19 protein-coding genes and 2 pseudogenes are annotated in these 19,643 nt (G+C 61.4%); 9 read left to right on the plus strand and 12 right to left on the minus strand.

Translation table 11 applies throughout. The features are described from left to right. Together V6M61_RS06690 and V6M61_RS06695 are read left to right on the plus strand one after the other, a co-directional pair. The coding region (locus V6M61_RS06690) for a gamma-glutamyltransferase (protein ID WP_332775790.1) at positions 1-276 on the plus strand (276 nt) is incomplete at its 5' end. Positions 277-293: 17 nt separating this feature from the next. Then, positions 294-1,250: a DMT family transporter gene (locus V6M61_RS06695; RefSeq protein ID WP_332775835.1), complete on the plus strand. Its 957-nt coding sequence runs from the start codon at positions 294-296 to the stop codon at positions 1,248-1,250. Positions 1,251-1,376: 126 nt separating this feature from the next. Here V6M61_RS06695 and V6M61_RS06700 read toward each other — a convergent pair whose 3' ends face one another. Continuing rightward, entirely contained in the window at positions 1,377-2,426 is a 1,050-nt protein-coding gene (locus V6M61_RS06700) for a M48 family metalloprotease (protein ID WP_332775791.1), read from the minus strand. A gap of 13 nt (positions 2,427-2,439) precedes the next feature. Beyond that, positions 2,440-3,039, minus strand: coding sequence for an SH3 domain-containing protein (locus V6M61_RS06705; protein WP_332775792.1), 600 nt, complete (start codon positions 3,037-3,039; stop codon positions 2,440-2,442). A gap of 51 nt (positions 3,040-3,090) precedes the next feature. On the opposite strand from V6M61_RS06705, the gene V6M61_RS06710 reads away from it, so the two are divergent. The 3 genes and pseudogenes from V6M61_RS06710 to V6M61_RS06720 all read left to right on the plus strand — a co-directional run. Next, a complete protein-coding gene (locus V6M61_RS06710; RefSeq protein WP_332775793.1) occupies positions 3,091-3,888 on the plus strand; it encodes an SDR family oxidoreductase in 798 nt (265 codons plus the stop codon). 53 nt (positions 3,889-3,941) lie between these two features. Beyond that, the gene (locus tag V6M61_RS06715; RefSeq protein ID WP_332775794.1) at positions 3,942-5,063 is read left to right on the plus strand and encodes a CapA family protein; all 1,122 of its coding nucleotides are present in this window, start codon (positions 3,942-3,944) and stop codon (positions 5,061-5,063) included. Then, positions 5,054-5,215 (plus strand): annotated as a pseudogene (locus V6M61_RS06720) (SDR family oxidoreductase); the annotation flags it as partial. The gene V6M61_RS06715 and the pseudogene V6M61_RS06720, both read left to right, overlap by 10 nt. A 101-nt stretch (positions 5,216-5,316) precedes the next feature. Here the strand turns inward: V6M61_RS06720 and V6M61_RS06725 are convergent. The 6 genes from V6M61_RS06725 to V6M61_RS06750 form a co-directional block, all read right to left on the minus strand. After that, complete coding sequence (locus V6M61_RS06725) at positions 5,317-6,453, minus strand: C45 family peptidase (RefSeq protein ID WP_332775795.1); 1,137 nt, start codon at positions 6,451-6,453, stop codon at positions 5,317-5,319. Positions 6,454-6,563: 110 nt separating this feature from the next. Continuing rightward, positions 6,564-8,123 carry an ABC transporter substrate-binding protein gene (locus V6M61_RS06730; protein ID WP_332775796.1) on the minus strand — a complete coding sequence of 520 codons (1,560 nt, stop codon included), beginning with the start codon at positions 8,121-8,123 and terminating at the stop codon, positions 6,564-6,566. 34 nt (positions 8,124-8,157) lie between these two features. Continuing rightward, positions 8,158-9,813: an ABC transporter ATP-binding protein gene (locus tag V6M61_RS06735; RefSeq protein WP_332775797.1), complete on the minus strand. Its 1,656-nt coding sequence runs from the start codon at positions 9,811-9,813 to the stop codon at positions 8,158-8,160. Further along, the gene (locus V6M61_RS06740) at positions 9,810-10,631 is read right to left on the minus strand and encodes an ABC transporter permease (protein ID WP_332775798.1); all 822 of its coding nucleotides are present in this window, start codon (positions 10,629-10,631) and stop codon (positions 9,810-9,812) included. Before V6M61_RS06740 ends, V6M61_RS06735 begins: the two co-directional genes overlap by 4 nt. After that, complete coding sequence (locus V6M61_RS06745) at positions 10,628-11,572, minus strand: ABC transporter permease (RefSeq protein ID WP_332775799.1); 945 nt, start codon at positions 11,570-11,572, stop codon at positions 10,628-10,630. Before V6M61_RS06745 ends, V6M61_RS06740 begins: the two co-directional genes overlap by 4 nt. Positions 11,573-11,604: 32 nt before the next feature. Further along, the gene (locus V6M61_RS06750) at positions 11,605-12,528 is read right to left on the minus strand and encodes an alpha/beta hydrolase family protein (protein WP_332775800.1); all 924 of its coding nucleotides are present in this window, start codon (positions 12,526-12,528) and stop codon (positions 11,605-11,607) included. A gap of 20 nt (positions 12,529-12,548) precedes the next feature. Between V6M61_RS06750 and V6M61_RS06755 the strand changes: the two genes are divergently transcribed. Both V6M61_RS06755 and V6M61_RS06760 read left to right on the plus strand, forming a co-directional pair. Then, positions 12,549-12,671, plus strand: a complete 123-nt coding sequence (locus V6M61_RS06755; RefSeq protein ID WP_332775801.1) for a hypothetical protein — start codon at positions 12,549-12,551, stop codon at positions 12,669-12,671. An 81-nt stretch (positions 12,672-12,752) separates the two neighbouring features. Further along, on the plus strand, positions 12,753-13,712 hold the full coding sequence (locus V6M61_RS06760) for a LysR family transcriptional regulator (protein ID WP_332775802.1): 960 nt from the start codon (positions 12,753-12,755) through the stop codon (positions 13,710-13,712). Between the two features lie 11 nt (positions 13,713-13,723). On the opposite strand, the pseudogene V6M61_RS06765 reads toward V6M61_RS06760, so the two are convergent. Beyond that, positions 13,724-13,921, minus strand: a pseudogene (locus V6M61_RS06765) (hypothetical protein); the annotation flags it as partial. A gap of 21 nt (positions 13,922-13,942) precedes the next feature. Then, on the minus strand, positions 13,943-14,365 hold the full coding sequence (locus V6M61_RS06770; RefSeq protein ID WP_332775803.1) for an ACT domain-containing protein: 423 nt from the start codon (positions 14,363-14,365) through the stop codon (positions 13,943-13,945). A 269-nt stretch (positions 14,366-14,634) separates the two neighbouring features. On the opposite strand from V6M61_RS06770, the gene acs reads away from it, so the two are divergent. Next, positions 14,635-16,692, plus strand: coding sequence for an acetate--CoA ligase (acs, locus tag V6M61_RS06775; protein WP_332775804.1), 2,058 nt, complete (start codon positions 14,635-14,637; stop codon positions 16,690-16,692). Positions 16,693-17,160: 468 nt separating this feature from the next. On the opposite strand, the gene V6M61_RS06780 is transcribed toward acs, so the two are convergent. After that, entirely contained in the window at positions 17,161-17,592 is a 432-nt protein-coding gene (locus V6M61_RS06780) for a VOC family protein (RefSeq protein WP_332775805.1), read from the minus strand. A 117-nt stretch (positions 17,593-17,709) separates the two neighbouring features. On the opposite strand from V6M61_RS06780, the gene V6M61_RS06785 reads away from it, so the two are divergent. Continuing rightward, positions 17,710-18,609, plus strand: a complete 900-nt coding sequence (locus V6M61_RS06785) for a LysR substrate-binding domain-containing protein (protein ID WP_332775806.1) — start codon at positions 17,710-17,712, stop codon at positions 18,607-18,609. A 58-nt stretch (positions 18,610-18,667) separates the two neighbouring features. On the opposite strand, the gene V6M61_RS06790 is transcribed toward V6M61_RS06785, so the two are convergent. Then, entirely contained in the window at positions 18,668-19,567 is a 900-nt protein-coding gene (locus V6M61_RS06790; RefSeq protein ID WP_332775807.1) for a DMT family transporter, read from the minus strand. Between the last annotated feature and the right edge of the window lie 76 nt (positions 19,568-19,643).

Genomic DNA, 19,643 nt, shown 5'->3' on the forward strand with positions numbered 1-19,643 from the left:
CTGGTGCGCATGCTGGACTACCGCCAGAGTCCGCAGGTGGCCTGCGACGCGCCGCGCTGGCGCTACAACGCCGGCCTGGAGATCAACGTTGAAGCCGCGATGAACCAGACCACGGTGCGCGGCCTGGCCGAGCGCGGCCACCGCGTCGAAGTCATCAACGACTCTTACCAGGACTTTGGCGCCGGCCAGTTCATCTGGCGCGCGGGTGACCCGAAGGTGGAAGGCTATGTGGTGGCGAGCGATCCGCGGCGCGACGGGCAGGCCGTGGGTTTCTAAGCCATATCTTGAACCCTATTTCAGAGTCAAATAAGCTCGTAGCCCAGGAAGAACGGGCGCAAGCAGCTACCAAAAGCATAGCGCCCGGCCTGTTGCTCGCCACGTGCGGGGCGATTGCCTTCAGCGGCAAGGCGATCATCGTCAAGCTGGCTTACCGCTACGGCGTCGATGCCGTCACGCTGATCATGTACCGCATGCTGTTTGCGCTGCCGATTTTTGCCGTGATGGCCTGGTGGGCAACTTATCGTCAAGATGGTGGGGGCAAGGCGCCCCTCACGCGCAAAGACTGGCTGGGCGTGCTCTGGCTCGGCTTCACCGGCTACTACCTGGCCAGCTTTCTGGACTTTGCCGGGCTGGCCTACATCAGCGCCTCGCTGGAGCGGCTGATTTTGTACCTCAACCCCACACTGGTCATGCTGCTGGGCCTGGTGATGTACCAGCGGCGCGTCATGGCGCCGCAAATCATCGGCATGGCCATCAGCTATTGCGGTGTGGTGCTGGTGTTTGGCCACGAGATCACGCTGCAAGGCGATAGCCAACGCGCCGGGGCGGCCTGGGGCGCGCTGCTGGTGTTCCTCAGTGCGGTCAGCTATGCGATTTACCTGGTCTACAGCGGCGAAATGGTCAAGCGCCTGGGTTCCCTGCGGCTGGTGGGGCTGGCGACCACGGTGGCCTGCCTGTGCTGCCTGCTGCAGTTTGTGCTGCTCAGGCCCATGAGCGCCGCTGCGGTGGCACCCGAAGTGATCTGGCTGTCCCTTCTCAACGCCACCCTGTGCACGGCCGTGCCCGTGCTGATGGTGATGATGGCGATAGAGCGCATAGGCGCAAGCCTGGCGGCGCAGACCGGCATGGTGGGCCCCATGTCGACCATCCTGATGGGGGTGCTGATTTTGGGTGAGCCGTTCACGGCTTGGGTCGCCGCGGGCACCGTGCTGGTGATTGCCGGAATCTTTGTATTTACCCGTACTAGATAGCCCCCACGCTTTTCACTTCGTGTAATGCGCTGCCCCCCGAGGGGGCCGCTGCGCCTGCGGCCCGGCAAAGCCGGTTCCGCGGCCCTGGCTGGTGTGGGAACCCCACGCCGCCTTCGGCAGGCTTTTCTAGTTCTTTTTGGCGGGTGGCCGTGCGGAGGCGGGCGCCTGTGCCGTGGGCCGGCGGTTGGCGGTGCTCAGGCGCTGCGCCACGGTCACGGTCGGCTGGCCGGCATAAGCGTCCAGCCGGTTGCCCATCGCCTGTTCCAGCAGGTTGAGCCGCTGCTGTGCCGGCGGGTGGGTGCTCAGGGACAGGGCGAACAGGGGGTTGTCGGGGGTGGCCGTACGCAGCTGCTGCAGCACCGACACCAGGCCATAGGGATCGAAGCCGGCACTGGCGGCCAGTGTGACGCCGCTGCGGTCCGCATCGAACTCATCGCTCTGGTCCAGGCCGCGCGAATAAATGTCGCGGCCCAGGGCCAGCAATTGCGCCGACACCATGCCGCCCAGGTCGTTTTTGAACTGCGAGCTGATGGCCTGTGTGAGCAGCCCGGTGCGTGCGGTTTTGGCAATGGCCTGGAGGTGGTGCTTGGCGGTGACGTGGCCGATCTCATGCGCCAAAATGCCGGCCAGCTCCGATTCGTCGGCCACCCGGTCAACCAGCCCCTTGGTCACAAACACATAACCCCCGGGGGCTGCAAATGCGTTGAAGCCGGGGTCGTCCAGTATGGCAAACGTCCAGGGCAGGTCGGGACGTGAGGATTGCAGGCTGATCCAGCGACCGAGCTGGTTGATGTAGCGCTGCATGGCCATGTCCGGGTACAGCGGTTTGCTGCCCAGCAAAACGGCCGCCAGCTGGCGGCCGATCTCGATTTCACGGGGCTCGTCGATCTGGTCCAGCGACTGCGACAGCAGCTGGATCAAATCCCCGGCGCGGGCCGGCTGGGCCGCACCGCCCGGCGCCAGGCCGCTCAGCAGGTTGCCCACTGCACCGGCGGGCGAGGCCGGTTGCGCAGGCGCCGCGGGCTGCCCCGGCCGCAGCAGGGACTGGAACAGGTTGAGCGCCTTGGCGGCGTCCTGGCCTTGTGCGGGTGCGGCTGCCAGGCAGGCCAGCACAGTCAGCAGGCCCAGGGTTCGCGGGACGTTCGGCTTGAAGCCTGAAAGGCGTTGGGCGTTCATGGTCGGCTCCTGGTTATTTGCTGTGCAGGTTGTCATGGCCAGGCGCCTGCGCGGGCGGTGGGGCGGGTTCAGGCAGCGGGGCCACGGTGCGGCTGCTCAAGGCCGCGCTGCCTGCAAACTGGCGGGCTTCGCCGGCACTGACGCGAATCGTGTCGGTTTGCGCCACGGCCGCCGGGTTGGGCTGGGCGTTGGCCAGGTCCTCGGCGCCCAGGCCGCGTATGCCCGCGGTGGACGTGACATTGGAAGCCACCGGCGTGCTGCTCCGGTTGAAAAAGCTGGTAATGCTGCGCAGGGCGCCGGTGCCTGCACTGCCGCTTGGCGCCGCGTTGCCGGCAGAGGCCACGTCAAACATGTGCAGCCAGCCCGTGGCACCCTCGGCAGTGCGCACCTGAATCCAGGCGCCCTGGCGGCCGCCGAGCCGTGTCACCGGTGTCTGAACCGCCAGCGCTGCCAGACTGCGCGAGGCCTCGCCCGGCGCCTCGCGCAATTCAGCGGCCCGCTTGAGCAGCACGGATTCATTTTGGGCCTGCGCTTGCACCTGTGTCGCACTGATGCCGATCAGCAGCATGCACGCACCCACCAGGCGCTGAACATTCAATTTACTGGGTATCATGGTTCGCAGGCCCTCTGGGTGTATTGGTATTGGCGTAATCGAGGAATTATTATGGATTTGGGTATTGCAGGCAAATGGGCGCTGGTGTGCGGCGCCAGCAAGGGTTTGGGGTTTGGTTGCGCGCAGGCGCTGGTGCGCGAAGGCGTGAATGTTCTGATCGTCGCGCGCGGTGCCGAGGTGCTGGAGGCAGCTGCTAGCAAATTAATAGCTGACAGCGCCCGTCCGACGACGGCTGGTGTGCAATTTGTCGCTGCAGACATCACCACCGCCGAAGGCCGCGCTGCAGTCTTTGCCGTGCGCAAGGACTTCGACATCGTGGTGACCAACGCCGGCGGCCCGCCACCGGGCGACTTCCGCGACTGGGACCGCGACGCCTGGATCAAGGCGGTGGACGCCAACATGCTGACCCCCATCGAGTTGATCAAGGCCACGGTCGATGGCATGGCGGCCCGCGGCTTCGGCCGCATCGTCAATATCACCTCCAGCTCGGTGAAAGCGCCTATCGATGTGCTGGGCTTGTCCAACGGCGCGCGCAGCGGCCTCACCGGCTTTGTGGCGGGCGTGGCGCGCACGGTCAAGCTGGCGTCGGCCAACGTGACCATCAACAACCTGCTGCCCGGCGTGTTCGACACCGACCGCATCCGCGGCATGGCCCAGGGCACGGCCACGAAAACCGGCCAGAGCGTCGATGCGATCATCGAAGCCCGCAAGAAGCATGTCCCGGCCCAGCGCCTGGGCACGCCCGAAGAGTTCGGCGCCGCCTGCGCCTTTCTGTGCAGCCAGCAGGCCGGCTACATCACGGGGCAGAACATCCTGACGGATGGCGGGGCCTATCCGGGAACGTACTGACAAACGTACTGGCGGCAGTTGACGCGCGCCGCGCGTCGGCGGACCATGGGTGGATGGACACATCAGCAATCACTCTGTTCCTGGCGGGTGATGTCATGTGCGGCCGCGGCATCGACCAAATCCTGCCTCATCCAGTCCACCCGCAACTGTTCGAATCGTTCGTCAAGTCCGCGCGCGATTACGTCGAGCTGGCGGAAGGCCAAAACGGCCCCATCCCTAGGCCGGTGGGCTGGGACTATGTCTGGGGCGATGCCCTGGCCGAGCTGGACCGCCTGCAGCCGCACGCGCGCATCGTCAACCTGGAGACCGCCGTCACGGCGCGAGGGCAGCCCTGGCCGGGCAAGGGCATTCACTACCGCATGCATCCCGCCAATGTGCCCTGTCTGACGGCTGCCGGGCTGGACTGCTGCGCACTGGCCAACAACCACGTCCTGGATTGGGGCTACGACGGCCTGAGCGACACCCTGGCCACACTCCATCGTGCCGGGCTGCGTACCACCGGCGCGGGACTCAACCAGGCCGAGGCTGAGGCGCCGGCCTGCATCGAGGTGCCCGGCAAAGGGCGGGTCCTCGTGTTGGCCATGGCCAGTGACAGCAGCGGCGTCCCCGCTTCCTGGGAGGCCACGGCAGCGCGCGCGGGTGTCTCGCGCGTGCCAGATTTCTCGGCACAGGCGGCGCAGGCGCTGGCCGCCAGAGCGGCTGCAGCCCGGCAAGAGGGTGAGGGTGACGTCGTGGTCGTGTCCATGCATTGGGGTGGCAACTGGGGGTTTCAGGTGCCCGCCGAGCAGCGCAGCTTTGCCAGGCATCTGATTGATTCCGGCGCCGTGGACATCGTCTTCGGCCATTCCTCCCACCATGCGAAGGGCATCGAGGTCTACCGCGAACGCCTGATCCTGTATGGCTGCGGCGACCTGCTGAACGACTACGAAGGCATTGGCGGTTACGACAGCTACCGCCCGGGCCTGGGGCTGATGTACTTTGCGAGCTTCGATGCGCAGGCGCGTCGCCTCGCGGGCCTGACCATGGTGCCCATACGCGTTGAGCGTTTTCAGATCCAGCGGGCGAGCGACGACGAAACGGCCTGGCTGCTGGCGACCCTGAATCGGGAGGGGCAGCGGTTCGGGACGGGCGTGGAGCAGTGCGACGCTGATCTGCTGTTGCGCTGGACGCGGTGATGGGCGCGCGCCGCAAGACCATTGCGGCCTGGCGCTTCGGAACGCCAGAAGAGTTTGGTGTGATCTGCGCGTTTTTGTGCAGCGCGCAGGCAGCGTATATGACGGAGCAGAACGCGCGGGCCAATGGCGGGGCCTTCTCCGGAACGTTTTAAAGAGGGCTGCTCGCTGAGCTCGGGCGAAAAACCTGGGCCCGGGCTGCGTGCCAATGGGTAACCCGCCGGCTGCGCCTTCAGGGCCCGCCATATCCGGCACTCTAAAAAGGCGTAGAAAGCCTCGGCTCCTCGGTGAGGCTGTAACGCGTGAAAACGCGGTTCAGTGCAGGCAGCGGGGCCACTTCCATTTCACCCACTGCCGGCTCCATGATCACCATGGCCACAGTGGCCGAGAGGTTGTCGTGGCTGCCCGGTCGAGGTGGGCGGCATACGGAGTAGGGGGTTCCAAACGTATCAAAAAAAGCATTCTTGAGGTCCTGGCGCTCCAGCTTTTCCTTGGTGTTCAGAAGTTTGCGCACACGCCAGTCACGATAGTGGCTGTCCGGCGAATTTTCGCAACCCATGTCTTGCAGTTTACTCAATGCAACCGGGCTTACCCAGTGGTTGGCATGCACAATCAGATGGTCTGCACCGGGGTAGATCGGGAAAGATTCATTGGTGGTGCATTCAAAGTCGATGCCAAAACCTTGTGCTATGCCGAGCATGATGTTGTTGGAGCAGGACTTGGGTGTTGTGGCTACCGCTTTGATCGCGAGCGAAAAAATGTCCTGCTCCAGCACTTTGCGGCGAATCAGTGACAGCGGTACGCCCAACTGCCTGAAGTCGCGCTCTGACTCCAGGTAGTTGGCTGTGATGGACACGCCGGCGCTGTTGAATCCGCTGCGGGCGAGGCCACCTGCTTCCACAAACGTCAGAAAATCCGGTCCATGATCGTTACGGACCCGAAGCACGACGGAGGTGTCTGCGCATTCGGCGCGCCAGTCCCAGTTCTGCCCGTGAAGCAAATTGCCGTTGGCGGAACGCTCCGGCAGTATCAGTGCGCCTGTACACCCGTCGCCGGGCTCCTGATCGGCTTGCTTGACCTTTTCGGCACGTGCCTTCGCCAGCACTTCGGTGCGGGCGTTGATCATCACGATGTCCTGAAAATCGACCCCCGCTCCCTTGGCGATGCCGCGCATTTCATCCAGGTAGTGGGGTGCAAAATTCTCGATCTCCTTCGCGAAGTAACCGATGAGGCTGTTACGTTCCTGGTCGCTGTAGCCGAGATTTATGAGCGTTTGCCCATAAAGGCGTGTGCTGCCGCGCACCCTGTCGGCGGCTTGCTGCCCATATTGCAGGCCGCGCTCGTGCGCTGTACCGGAAACCGATACAAAAGGAAATTGTTGTACGTTGGTCATGTGCAAGGCTGTTCAAAAGAGGGAGGCGCGGCAACTCACCCGAATTGCCGGCTTGGGCGAGCGGCGCACCGGCTGTGCCTGCCGGTGCCCATCAATCAATGCCGAAAATGCTATTTGCCGAGCTGGGTGTTCCAGAGCAGGGGTTTGCCTTCCCAGACTGAAAATCCGGTCACCCGTTTACGCACGGCCCAGGAGTCGGTCACGTTGTAAAGCACGATGAGGGGCGTCTTGGCAATCATCATGGTGTGTAGCTGGTCGAATAAAACCTGGCGCTTTTTCGGGTCCGCTTCGGCGAAGCTTTGGTCAATCAGCTTTTGTGCAGCCGGGTCGTCCCATACTTTGCGGGGTTGCTTTTCTTTCCTGCCGGAAAACTGTTCGTAGCTCAGGGCCGGGTCCAGGCGGGACGAATAGGTGAACGAGCTGATCTGGTAGTTCCCGCTGTTGTAGCGGTCCAGTTGTGTGGCCCATTCCAGCACTTCGATCTGTGCATTGATGCCAACGGCCTGCATCATGGCCTGACTCAGCACGGCGACAGAAAAGCTCGGCACATGGGCGCGCTTGTTGGCTTGAATCACAATGGGCTGGCCTTTATAGCCGGCTTCGCGAAGCAACTGTTTTGCTCTGGCGGGATCGTAACGATAGCCGTTTTTCTGGATCTGGCTGTAAAACGAAGAGGTATCCGGCACTGCTGAATTGTTGACACGCGCCAGGCCCTCGGACGAGGCTTCCACAATCTGCTTCATGTTGAGTGACAGCGCAATGGCCTGCCGGATTCTCTCGTCTTTCAGGACCGGGTCGTTGGTTTGAAGCAGCAGGGTGTTTTTGCCGGCATCGATGGCGGCAATGACGTTGAGGTTTTTGTTGGCCTTCAGTTCCTGAACGTCCGAAGATGTAATTTGACCCGCATCGATCGCGCCAGATTGCAGGCCCGCCTTGGCGGTGGACATGTCCGGTACGACCAGGAACTTGACCTGTCCCACCAGTGGTTTTTTAATGCCAAGGTAAGCATCAAACTTTGTACCAGGTGGCGAAATATAGTCGGCGAACGCGGTCATCGTGAGGTATTCGCCACGTTTCCACTCTTCAAACTTGAAAGGGCCGGTGCCGATCGGTTTGTCCCAGCTGCCATCTTCCTTGACGGATTTTTTGCTCAAAATGGCGGTCATGGCGCAATCGGTGCGTGCCAGATTTTCCAGAAAAACGGCTGAAGGACGGTCAATCTGCATGACGAAGGTCTGTGCATCCGGCGCCGTGGCCGAGACGACTTTCACGCCGGAACGACCATCGAACTCGCTCAGACAACGCCAGTCGGTTTTAGGGTCGGTATAGCGCTTCCAGCTCCACAACACATCGGCCGAGGTGAGCGGATCACCGTTGTGAAATTTCACGTTCGGACGTAGCTTGAAGGTATAGGTCAGGCCGTCGGCGCTGGTGGTGACCGAGCGCGCCAGCAAAGGGCCGACCGTGCCATTGTCGTGGTAGCCGACCAGGCCTTCAACGATGTTGAGGATGACACCGTCGGTGGTGTTGTCACGGTTCACACCGGGGTTGGTCGAACGGATGTCGGCCGGCTGTGCCACCACCATCTGTGCCGTTTGTGCGTGCGCTACGCAGCCAAGGGCCAGCAAAGCGGGCACTGCCGCGTAGGTGCTAAAAAACTTCAATCGCATAGCAGTAGCTCCTTAAAAATCAGAAATTAATGGGTCAAGCGGGGAAATTCGGTGCATCAGCTTCATCAAAACGCCACTTCAGTTGCATGCCCCCATGGGGGGTGGACGTCAAGGCCGGGATGGCGGACAGCAGCTTGCGTGTGTAGGCATGCTTGGGTTCATCAAAAACCTTGTCGCGGCTGCCTTGTTCAATGATCTTTCCGGCCTGCATCACGATCACGCGATCGGCCACCTGTTCCACCACGCCCAGGTCATGGCTGATGAACAGGCAGGAAAAACCGTGACGATCCTGCAGCTCTGCAAACAGCTCCAGCACCTGGGCACGCACCGTGACGTCCAGGGCTGAAACCGGTTCGTCGGCAATGACAAAAGACGGGTGGCGAATCAACGCCCGGGCGATGGCCACGCGCTGCCGCTGGCCACCTGACAGCTCATGTGCGTAACGGTCTGAGTACTTGCCGTCGAGGCCGACCTCTTGCAGCATTTTCGTAACGCGCGCACGCTTGTCAGCGGTCGACATGTCATGTACTTGTCGCAAACCTTCGCCCACGAGTTGGCCAATAGTCATTCGTGGATTCAGCGACGAATAGGGATCCTGGAACACCATCTGACAGTTGAGCCGGTAGTCATGCCACCGCGCATCATGGCGTTTGATGGCGTGCCCGCGAAACTGGATTTCGCCCAGCGTGGGCTGAATGAGCCCGGCAATGGCGCGTCCTAGCGTCGTTTTGCCCGAACCCGATCCACCCACGACCGCAACGACTTCGCGTGGGCGGATGACCAGATCGATGCCGTGCAGGACGCGTTTTGCGGCCGTTCTTGAGAAGAGCCGCCTGTGCCCGGCATAGTCAAAAACCAGATTGCGCACTTCGATGACCGGTGGCGCTGCCTCTATGGTCCGCGCAGCCTGCCTGCGCGGGATGGCTTCCAGCAGCTTGCGCGTATACGGCTGACCAGGGGCCGCGAGCAGGCGCGCGGTATCGCCGGACTCCACAACCTCGCCCTGCTTCATGACGATCACGCGTTCGGTATAGCGCGCCACCATGGGCAGGTCATGACTGATGAGAAGCACTGCGGTATTGCGCTCCCGCGTCAACCCCACCATGAGTTCAAGCACGTCCCGCTGTATGACAGCATCCAGCGCGGTGGTGGGCTCGTCGGCAATCAGCAGGGCGGGCTCCAGCAGCATGACCGACGCGAGCATCATGCGTTGCCGCATGCCGCCCGAAAACTCGTGGGGCCAGGCCACCAGAGCCGCTTTGGGGTCGAGTATGCCCACGCGCGCCAGCATATCCAGGGTGAGTTCGCGGCGCATGGCTGGTGTCAGCTGGCGCCGGTGCAAGGCGAGGCCTTCGTCAAGTTGCCGCCCAATCGTCATGGACGGATTCAGCGACGTCATGGGCTCCTGGAAAACCATGCCAATGCGTGCGCCGCGCAAGTCCCTCAAGCGTGCCTCGCTCGCTACGGTCAGGTCTTCACCTTCGAACTCGATGCGGCCTGCGGTGCGAACGAGCGGCAAGGGCGTGAGGCCCATGATGGCTTTCGCGGCCTGGGTTTTCCCGCTGCCAGATTCACCCACAATGCCCACGAATTCACCAGGCAGGACGGCGAACGATACGTCACGCACAATTTCCCTGCCACCCGCCCCGACGGCCAGCGTCAGGTTGGAGACATCGACCAGCTTATTCATTCCAGACCCTTCATGCGTGGATCCAGCAGATCGCGCACGGCGTCTCCCAGAAAGTTGATGCCCAGCAAGGTCAGTGCGATGCAAAGCCCGGGGAAAATCGAGAGATAGGTGGCTTGCGTCATGTAGGGGCGGGCAGAGGCCAGCATGTTGCCCCACGTAGGCGCAGGCGGCGGCACGCCCAGGCCCAGGAAAGACAGGGCGCTTTCTGCCAGGATGACCCAGCCAAACATGGAGGTGGCCAGCACGGTGAGCGGCGCCACGCAGTTCGGCAGCACGTGGCGAAACATGGTGTAGAGCTCCGAGTTGCCCAGCACCCGCGACGATTCAATAAATTCCTTTTCGCGCAGGGACAAGACCGTTCCGCGCACAATCCGGGTCACTGAGGGTGTGTACGCCAGGCCGAGCGCCAGGATGATGCCGTATTTGTTGGCACCGAATACGACAAGTAGTGCGAGTGCCAGCAGCAGGCTGGGAAAGGCCAGAAGTGCATTGATGAACGCCATGATGATGCGGTCAGTCCACCCGCGGATAAAGCCGGTCACGACGCCGATGGTGGTGCCGGCGGCAACGGCGAACAGAACGGTCAGAAAGCTGATCCACATGCTGTTGGACGCGCCAGCCATCAGGCGCGAGAGTTCATCACGCCCGAATTCATCGGTCCCCAGTAAATACAGCGAGCCTGGCGGCTTGAAGCGCGCAGAAAAATTAATCTGTAGCGGCGCATGCGGCGTCCAGAAGACGCCCACAACGGCGGCACCCAGAATCAGGCCCACGATCAACAGGCCGATCAGGGCTTGTGGCGTTAAAAATTTTTTCATTCGGCCAGCACCCTTGGATCGAAGATGGGATAACACAGGTCAATCAGCAGGTTGGTGATGACGTAAATCACTGCGACGAACAGAAGACAGCCCTGAATGACGGGATAGTCGCGGGCAAAAATGGCGTCCACCAGCAGGCGGCCAAGTCCCGGAATGGTAAAGACGGTTTCCACCACGGCCACGCCTCCGAGCAGGTGGCCAAGCACCAAGCCGATCAGTGTCCATGTCGGGCCAAACGAATTTCTGAAGGTGTGGTGCAGCAACACCGCGCGTTCGGAAAGCCCTTTTGCGCGTGCATGGGTGATGTAGTCCAGCCGCAGAACTTCCAGTGTGCTGGCCCTGGCCATCCGTATCAGGACGCCGATTTCGTGGAGGAAGAGGGTGAGGATGGGCATCACCAGGTAGAGCAGCCCGGCTTTCCAGTCGCTGACGACAGAAACATAGCCCACCACGGGCAGCCACTCCAGCTTCAGACCGAAAAAAAGCAGCAGAAGCAGGCCCAGCCAGAAAGTCGGAATGGACACCAGCAAGGTTGCAGTTCCTACCAGCATCAAGTCTGGAAGACGGTTTTGCTTCCATGCCGCGATCATCCCGGCTGGCACCGCGACCATGGTTGCCAGAAGAACCGCCACCAGCACAATTTGTGCGCTGACGAGAAAGCGGCTCCATACCAGGTGCATCACCTTTTCGCTGGTGGTGATGGAGAGGCCCAAGTCGCCCTGCAGTGCGTGGCTGCCCCAGATGCCGAATTGCACCGGCCAGCTTTGGTCCAGGCCCAGACGCGCACGCAACTCGGCCAAACGCACCGGATCCGCGAGATCGCCCAGTAAAAGCTGTGCGGGATCACCCGGGATTAACCGGATCAATACGAAAACGGCCACTGCCACGATCAGAAGCGTCGGTATGGTCATGGCGAGACGGGCCAGCGCAAAACGGAACATGGTTCAGATCCTCAGGTTTTTCAAGGCAGAGCTCAACACGACGGGTTAGCGCGCTGATCCGCGAACTGGGGGACTGTTTCATCACGCAGCGCGCGAAGTGCAGCGGCAAAAAAATCCTGTACCTTGTCAACGCAGGCGAGTCCGTTGTGGGGAACGTTGTCGACGAGGTCCAGCGTTGCATCGACACCTGAGGCTACGAACGACTTGCGCAGGCTTTCGAGCCGCTCCGGGCGGGTGCGCCCGGCGTCGTTGGCCCCGGCCATATAGAATTTTCCGCCCTCACGGTGCGTGATTTCCCAAGTCTCCAGATCGGCCTTGCCGACGACCATGTGAACGGGCAAGGCTTTCAAGGCATCGAGGTTGAGCGGTTTGCCGAATTTCTTTTCAAAATCCCGAACCCCGACCCACCAGTCCTGGTTGAAGTCAAGCAGGGTTACAGATCCTGGCGCGCCAATGGACACGGCCCACAGGCGTTCTGGATGCAGCAGGCTGAAGCGGTTCACAAATTGGCCGCCGCCCGAATAGCCGAACAGGGCGAATTTCGAAAAATCACAGCCGAACTTTTCGGCCACCTCATCGACCATGTCCAGCAGGATCTGGTCATAGCGAATGGCGGCTTCCTGGAGGTGTTTGAAGCCATCGCGATTGCCATCGCCCTGTGGTCCGGCGGGAAACAGCGGGCACAGGACGATGCAGTCGTTCCATTTTGCAAACTCTGCAAAGGCATCGCGGTATTCGGTGAACGCGCGGCCGGTGCCATGCACGACGACGACCAGCTCTTTGGCGTATTTCTCATTCCCGGAAAGCGGCGGGGCATACGTGCAATAGGAAAAGCGCGGGTCGGTGCGGGCGGCGAACACGGTGCTGTGGCCCAGGTCATAAATGGCGGCTGCCCGCTTTTCGCCAAACGAAAGCGGTGCATTGGTGCTGGTGGTCAGCGTCGGCAGGTCAGGCATGTGTTGTCACCGTAAAAGTCATGAAAGTCATCCGCACGCGCTCATCCAGGGAAAACGCGGCGAAATTGACGGCAAGACATCTGCGTGAGTTAGCACAATCAAATGTCAAAAAAGCCATCGCTTGTGAATTGTTCTTCATCTAATTTAAAAAAAATATCTAAATTATGTTTTGTGATGCTAAAGTTATTCTTTTGAATTAAGCGGTGGCACGCACCTTCACTCCGATGAGCACCATCAGATTTCTCAAAACCTTTTTGGCGGTGGCGCATGTGGGCTCATTTGCGGGCGCGTCAGAACGGGTTGCGCTGACGCAGGCCGCTGTCGGGCTCCAGATGCGTGCGCTTGAAACAGAGCTGAAAACCGTGTTGTTCGAAAGGTCAGGGCGCGGCGTGGTGCTGTCGGTGGCGGGCCGGGCGTTGATCGCTCATGCGGAAAAAATCATTGCCTGTTACGACCAGATGCGTGTTGGCCTGGACGATGAAGGCGAAATTGCAGGAACGGTCGCGGTGGGGGCGACTGCCTCGGCCATGGGCTTGTTGTCCAGCACTGTGGTGCGTATCAAGCCACTTTTTCCGAGGCTGAATGTAAGACTGGTTGTGCAGGAGTCCCGTGAGTTGGTGAAGAATGTCAGGTTGGGCGAGCTTGATGCGGCCATCGTCATCAGCGATTCTCCCGAAGAGCACCAGGGCCTGACCTGGACGCCTCTCTATGTGGAGCCATTGACGGTCGTGGCCAGTTCGCAAATTGCCCGACCCGATAGCGACTTTAAGAAACTGCTAAGAGAAAACCCTTTTTTACGCTTTGATCGGCGGATGCCCAGTGGCATTCGCATCGAACAGACTCTACGCAAACTCGGCCTGGTGCCTCAGGATCTTCTTGAGCTGAGTTCTCTTTCGACCATTGTGGATCTGGTGCGCCAGAATGTTGGCGTCACGATCGTGCCGCATTTGAGAAATGCGGATTGGATGAACGACCCGTCCTTGTGCGTCATCCCCTTGCCGGGGCGTTCGCCAACTCGGCAAATCGGTATGGTCGAACAGGGCAAGCGTGAGCACATTACCTCCGTGATTCGACAGCACCTTGTCAGTCTGCTGGCAGAAAAAGGCCCGAGCAGCGCGGCTTTGAACACGCCGCAGGCCGTGGGGAAATCTCACCGTTTGCGAGGGGATGTTGTCAAAACCTGAAACCTGGCTGTTTACCGCCGCGCCGACACCACAATCCCATCCACAATCAGCAAAAACGCCAGCGCGTGGTAAACATGCGGCAGCTCGCCCAGAAACGCTGCTGACATTTGGGCCATCAAAAAAGCGGCCCAGTCGCGGCGCAGCTCGGGCGGCTCGTCGGGCTTGGCCAGCAGCCAGCTGTAAAACGCCCAGGCCAGCCTGGCCGGCAGCGTCGCCGTCTCATCGTCACTTCAGGCCTTCTGCAGGATTTCTATCGCCTTATTGGCATCGTCCAGCGAGTCCACCGCCACGTAGGCCACAAACTGTGGGCCGATCACGGAGGCCGAGAACCCGCGCAGGTCAATTCGCGCGTCAGCCAGCTTCTGAGTCAGCTCCGCGGCGATCCCAGGCCGGTCCGGGCCCATGACCCGAACGCAGTGTTGGCTTGCGGTCACGTTGAAACCCACTTGGGCGGCCGCACGGATTTCCCTGTCACCTTGCAGCGGCGTGACGAACACGACGCCCTTGCCAGGTTGTTCCGGGGTACGCCGGGCAATGATGGATTGCAGGTCTGCTCCCGCGTCTCGCAGAGTAGCCAGCACCTGCGCCAGGCCGCCGGGTCTGTCTTCAATGGTCGCCGCCCAAACATCTACACGTTCCACGAGAAGATCCATGTCAGATTCTCCTTTTGTTACGCCCCACGAAAATCTAAAATCTACGGCATGACGGGCCCAAAAGCAAGGCTCAGCAGGGCAGTGTCAAGGGTTTCCCTTCTCAATCAACGCTTCGGTTGGGCATGCGGTGAGTTTCTGATCTGGCGCTTTTCTTGGCAATTCACCAGGCCCGGACTAATATTGATCTTTGTGACAAAGGCAGTCCGCTCATTGCGCTTGGCGCGCCGATTGCCTGCATCGGAGTCACGCAAAGCCAAGGAGGAACGGTCATGTCAAAAGACAAGTTGCCGCGCCATGCCACCGAGCAGCAGAACGTCGAAGTCTCCGAGGCGCAGATCGCAGTGCATTGGCCGGAGGAGGACTATTTCTCGCCGTCCAACCGGTTCATCGCGCAGGCCAATTTGACGGACGCGGGCATCTTCGCGCGTTTTGCCCTCGACAAGTTCCCAGAATGCTTCAAGGAGTTCGCGGACCTGCTGGACTGGTACAAGTACTGGGAGACAACGCTCGACACCAGCAACCCCCCGTTCTGGCGCTGGTTCGTCGGCGGCAAGATCAACGCCTGCTACAACTGCGTGGACCGCCACCTTGGCCAGCACAAGAACAAGACGGCGATCCATTTCGTGCCCGAGCCGGAGGACGAGGCGCCGCAGCACCTTACCTACCAGGAGCTTTTCGTACGCGTCAACGAGTTCGCGGCCCTGTTGCGCGATTTCTGCGGCCTGAAAGCGGGGGACAGGGTGACCTTGCATATGCCGATGGTGGCGGAGCTGCCCATCACCATGCTCGCCTGCGCGCGGCTCGGCGTGATTCACTCGCAGGTGTTCAGCGGATTCAGCGGCAAGGCCTGCGCCGACCGCATCGCGGATTCCGAGAGCCGCGTGTTGATCACCATGGACGCCTATCACCGCGCCGGCAATCTGCTGGACCACAAGGAGAAAGCCGACACCGCGGTCATGGAGGCAGCCAGCCATGGCCAGCAGGTCGACAAGGTCCTGATCTGGCAGCGCTACCCAAGCAAGAACTCTAGCCCCACCAAGCTCGTGGAGGGACGCGACTTCGTCATCAACGACGTCCTCAAGAAGTTCCGCGGCCAGCGGGTCGAGCCCGTGCAGATGCCGGCAGAGGCGCCGCTGTTCCTGATGTACACGAGCGGCACGACGGGGCGGCCTAAAGGCTGTCAGCACGCCATCGGCGGCTACCTCGCCTACGTCACCTGGACGTCGAAGTTCATCCAGGACATCCATCCCGAGGACGTGTACTGGTGCATGGCCGACATCGGCTGGATCACAGGCCATTCCTACATCGTCTACGGCCCGCTGGCGCTCGCCGCTTCTTCGGTGGTGTATGAAGGTGTGCCGACATACCCGGACGCCGGACGGCCCTGGCGTATCGCTGAGAACCTCGACGTCAACATCTTCCACACGTCGCCCACGGCAATCCGCGCGCTACGGCGCGACGGACCCGACGAGCCCGCGAAGTACAACCACCACTTCAAGCACATGACGACCGTGGGCGAGCCGATCGAGCCCGAAGTCTGGAAGTGGTACCACAAGATGGTCGGCAAGGGCCAGGCGGTGATCGTGGACACCTGGTGGCAGACCGAAAACGGCGGATTCCTGTGCAGCACGGTGCCGGCGATCCACAAGATGAAGCCCGGCAGCGCGGGCCCCGGGATTCCAGGCATTCATCCGGTGATCTACGACGACGAGGGCAAGGAGCTGGCGAGCGGTTCGGGCAAGGCGGGCAACATCTGCATCCGCAACCCCTGGCCGGGTGGCTTTCAGACGATCTGGAAGGACCCCGAGCGCTATGTGCGCCAGTACTACTCGCGCTATTGCAGAAACCCCGAGAGCAAGGACTGGCGCGACTGGCCCTACCTGGCGGGGGACGGTGCGGTGCAGGCGGCCGACGGCTACTACCGGATCCTTGGCCGCATCGACGACGTGATCAACGTCGCCGGCCATCGCCTGGGCACCAAGGAAATCGAATCGGCCGCGCTGCTCGTGCCTGAGGTCGTCGAGGCGGCCGTGGTTCCGGTCGCCGACCCGATCAAGGGCAAGGTGCCCGACCTCTATGTTGCCTTGAAGCCGGGATTGGCGCCTTCCGAGGAGATAGCGAACAGGGTCTCGGCATCGGTCGTGTCCGAGATCGGCGCCATCGCGCGGCCGCGCCGAGTGATCGTCGTTCCCGATATGCCCAAGACCCGCTCGGGAAAGATCATGCGCCGCGTGCTCGCGGCGATCTCGAATCACCTGGATCCTGGCGACGTGTCGACCCTCGCCAATCCGGAGGTCGTTGACAAGATCAAGGAGCTGGCCAAGTAGCGCCCATGTCACCTGGCAGCAAGAAACTGCGCCAAGGAGGTGGCGCGGCGGGTGCGGATGCAGGTTGTGGGGTGATGGGTCGGCCCATTTCGTTATACACAAGTTCGTGCCAGCCTTCTGAAGGCTCTGGCTACCCGTTTTACCCCTTCCCCCAGAGGGTGAAGGAGCCAAACCAGCAGGCACTTGACCTGGTGCAAAGCAGACTTGTGTATAGCCACATGGGGTCGGCCGGGTCCCGAATATGAATGAATCCATTGCTGACCGTCAGCAGTAGCATTATCTTTTCAAGATGTCATTCGCTTGGGCGTGGGCGGAACCCACCGCCAACATTGCAGCAATTAGGGCCGCAGACTTTACGGATAGTGATTTCTTCATGGAGACCTCTTGCAGGAGGAGGCAACAAGGGAACAACCGGCTGGACGGAGCGGCTTGACACCTCGCCATGCCTTGATTGCGTGATGTTTCGGTTTACTTGGCGAACAAGGCGTCGAGGTTGGCGAACGCCTTGAACTCCACGGCGTTGCCGGACGGGTCCAGGAAAAACATGGTGGCCTGCTCGCCAACTTCGCCCTTGAAGCGGATATGGGGCTCAATCACGAATTGCGTGCCAGCGGCCGCCAGCTTGTCGGCCAAGGCCTGCCACTGTTCCATCGGCAGCACCGCGCCGAAGTGGCGCACCGGCACGTTATGGCCGTCGACCGCACTGGTCGAGCGATGGCCCACTTCGTCGGGTGCCAGATGGGCCACGATCTGGTGGCCGTAAAAGTTGAAGTCGACCCAATCGGGCGCGCTTCGGCCTTCCGGGCAGCCCAGCAGATCGCCGTAGAAGCGGCGCGCTTGTGCGATGTCATGGACAGGGAACGCAAGATGGAACGGGGGGATGGTGGTCGTGGTGGGCATGATGGTGTTCAAAAAAAGAAGCGTTAAAAACAACGTGTCAGAACTTTAGGATTCTTCATTGATCATGAAAAGCGATATATATTTGCTCTGAGAAACTAAATAATTGATGATTCAATCATGATTCCCGAACTCCGCACGCTGATTGCTGTCGCCCGCCATGGCACTTTTGCGGCGGCGGGCGAGCACATTGGCCTGACTCAATCGGCGGTGAGCAGCCAGATCAAGCGTCTGGAAGAGTCGCTGGGCTTTGAGCTTTTTGACCGCACAGGGCGCTCCGCGACGCTGAATGCGGCCGGGGGCATGACACTGGCACGGGCAGAGGAAATCGTGGCGCTCTTCTCCAAGCTCGGCGAACTGCCCAGTGATGAGAACGCCAATGGCTTGCTCCGCATTGGCGCCATTGCTTCGGTTCAGTCCACGCTGCTGGCGCGTGCCCTGGTGCGTTTTCGCCAGAAGTTTCCGCAGCTACGCCTGCGCATCGTTCCAGGCGTGTCCATGCACCTGATGGACCAGCTGGACGCAGGAGAAATCGATACGTCCATCATGATCCGGCCGCCTTTCGGCATGCTGCCTGAGCTGAGCTGGCAGTCGCTGGTCCACGAGCCTTTCATGCTGGTGGTGCCTGCCAGGATAAAGGGCAATGGCTGGCGCAAGCTGATCCAGACGCATCCCTTCCTGCGCTATGAGCGAACCTCGTTCGGCGGGCGCATGGTCGAGCGCTTCTTGCGGTCCATGCACCTTGCCGTGCAGGAATCGATCGAACTCGATGAACTTCAGGGCATGGTGCAGATGGTGGCGAACGGATTGGGCGTGGCCCTGATGCCTATGGGGGAAGCGCAGCTGCCGCTACCCCGCAGTGTGCGGGCCATGTCACTCGGAGAACACACTTTTTACCGCGAGATCGGCATTCTCCAGCGAAGCCCAAAGGGCAGCCAGCCCGCGGTCCATCAGCTGGCGCAATGCCTTCGCGATGCTGCAGAAGCGGGTTTCAAGCCAGCAGATTCCCCTCAGGGCTGAGGGGCCTGTAAATGCAGACTGCTTCCGCGTTGCAGCAGGGCGGCCCGCGCAACTTCCCTCACCGCCGCGCCGACACCACAATCCCACCCACAATCAGCAAAAACGCCAGCGCGTGATAAAGATGCGGCAGCTCACCCAGAAAAGCCGCTGACAGCAAGGCGGCAAACAGCGGCGTGAGGTTGGAGAAAAAGCCGGCAATGGCGGGTCCGACACGCTGCACGCCCATGCCCCAGCAGCGGTAGGCGATCACGGCCGGACCGACGGCCACGTAGAGCAGGGCCGTCGCCAGGGGCCAGCCCCAACTGATGTGAGCGTCGGTCAGCGCCCATTCGCCGGCTGAAAAAAAACCGGACCAACCCAGGCCGAAAACGATTTGCGCCATCAAAAAGGCGGCCCAGTCATCGCGGATTTCTGCGGGCTCTTTGGGCTGCGACAGCAGCCAGCTGTAAAACGCCCAGGCCAGCGTGGCCAGCAGCACATAGAGATCGCCGGGCACCAGCCGGATTTCTGCCAGCATGGCCCACTGGCCGCGTGACAGCACCACGAGCACGCCCGCCATCGACAGCGAGGCGCCCGCGAGCTGCTGGCGCGAGACGCGCTGGCCGAAGCAGAGCCAGCCGATCGCCAGCATCCAGAGCGGCACGCTGGATGCGACCAGCGTGACATTGAGCGGCGTGGAGGTTTTAAGCGCCAGGTATTGCAAGGCGTTGTAGCAGCCCACGCCCAGCAAGCCCAGCAGCGAAAAGCGCTTCCAGCTCGGCCATAGGGCGCTGCCCCGCTGCAGCACCCGGTGGGCCAGCGGCAAAAGAATCACAAACGCCAGCGCCCAGCGCAGAAAATTAAGCGTCATGGGCGGAACGAGTCCAGCGACCAGACGGCCTACCACCGCATTGCCAGCCCAGAGCAGCGGGGGAACGACCAGCAGCAGGGTGGTGCGAGGTGTCAGGCCTTGGGTCATGCGGCGACTTTAACCAAGGCTCCGCCGGCTTGCTGGAGGCCGGCGGAACACCCCGGCCGGCGAAGCGGGACAGCCG

It is taken from the genome of Polaromonas sp. (assembly GCF_036676035.1).
In the GTDB taxonomy this organism is placed as follows: domain Bacteria; phylum Pseudomonadota; class Gammaproteobacteria; order Burkholderiales; family Burkholderiaceae_C; genus Polaromonas.

What these genes read in the sequence shown, in the direction of transcription:
- V6M61_RS06705 (WP_332775792.1), bottom strand. Translation starts at nt 3,039, where the DNA reads ATGATACCCAGTAAATTGAATGTTCAGCGCCTGGTGGGTGCGTGCATG.
- V6M61_RS06710 (WP_332775793.1), top strand. Translation starts at nt 3,091, where the DNA reads ATGGATTTGGGTATTGCAGGCAAATGGGCGCTGGTGTGCGGCGCCAGC.
- V6M61_RS06760 (WP_332775802.1), top strand. Translation starts at nt 12,753, where the DNA reads ATGAGCACCATCAGATTTCTCAAAACCTTTTTGGCGGTGGCGCATGTG.
- V6M61_RS06790 (WP_332775807.1), bottom strand. Translation starts at nt 19,567, where the DNA reads ATGACCCAAGGCCTGACACCTCGCACCACCCTGCTGCTGGTCGTTCCC.
- V6M61_RS06750 (WP_332775800.1), bottom strand. Translation starts at nt 12,528, where the DNA reads ATGCCTGACCTGCCGACGCTGACCACCAGCACCAATGCACCGCTTTCG.
- V6M61_RS06740 (WP_332775798.1), bottom strand. Translation starts at nt 10,631, where the DNA reads ATGAAAAAATTTTTAACGCCACAAGCCCTGATCGGCCTGTTGATCGTG.
- V6M61_RS06725 (WP_332775795.1), bottom strand. Translation starts at nt 6,453, where the DNA reads ATGACCAACGTACAACAATTTCCTTTTGTATCGGTTTCCGGTACAGCG.
- V6M61_RS06730 (WP_332775796.1), bottom strand. Translation starts at nt 8,123, where the DNA reads ATGCGATTGAAGTTTTTTAGCACCTACGCGGCAGTGCCCGCTTTGCTG.
- V6M61_RS06785 (WP_332775806.1), top strand. Translation starts at nt 17,710, where the DNA reads ATGATTCCCGAACTCCGCACGCTGATTGCTGTCGCCCGCCATGGCACT.
- V6M61_RS06745 (WP_332775799.1), bottom strand. Translation starts at nt 11,572, where the DNA reads ATGTTCCGTTTTGCGCTGGCCCGTCTCGCCATGACCATACCGACGCTT.
- acs (WP_332775804.1), top strand. Translation starts at nt 14,635, where the DNA reads ATGTCAAAAGACAAGTTGCCGCGCCATGCCACCGAGCAGCAGAACGTC.
- V6M61_RS06780 (WP_332775805.1), bottom strand. Translation starts at nt 17,592, where the DNA reads ATGCCCACCACGACCACCATCCCCCCGTTCCATCTTGCGTTCCCTGTC.
- V6M61_RS06715 (WP_332775794.1), top strand. Translation starts at nt 3,942, where the DNA reads ATGGACACATCAGCAATCACTCTGTTCCTGGCGGGTGATGTCATGTGC.
- V6M61_RS06700 (WP_332775791.1), bottom strand. Translation starts at nt 2,426, where the DNA reads ATGAACGCCCAACGCCTTTCAGGCTTCAAGCCGAACGTCCCGCGAACC.
- V6M61_RS06755 (WP_332775801.1), top strand. Translation starts at nt 12,549, where the DNA reads ATGAAAGTCATCCGCACGCGCTCATCCAGGGAAAACGCGGCGAAATTG.
- V6M61_RS06770 (WP_332775803.1), bottom strand. Translation starts at nt 14,365, where the DNA reads ATGGATCTTCTCGTGGAACGTGTAGATGTTTGGGCGGCGACCATTGAA.
- V6M61_RS06735 (WP_332775797.1), bottom strand. Translation starts at nt 9,813, where the DNA reads ATGAATAAGCTGGTCGATGTCTCCAACCTGACGCTGGCCGTCGGGGCG.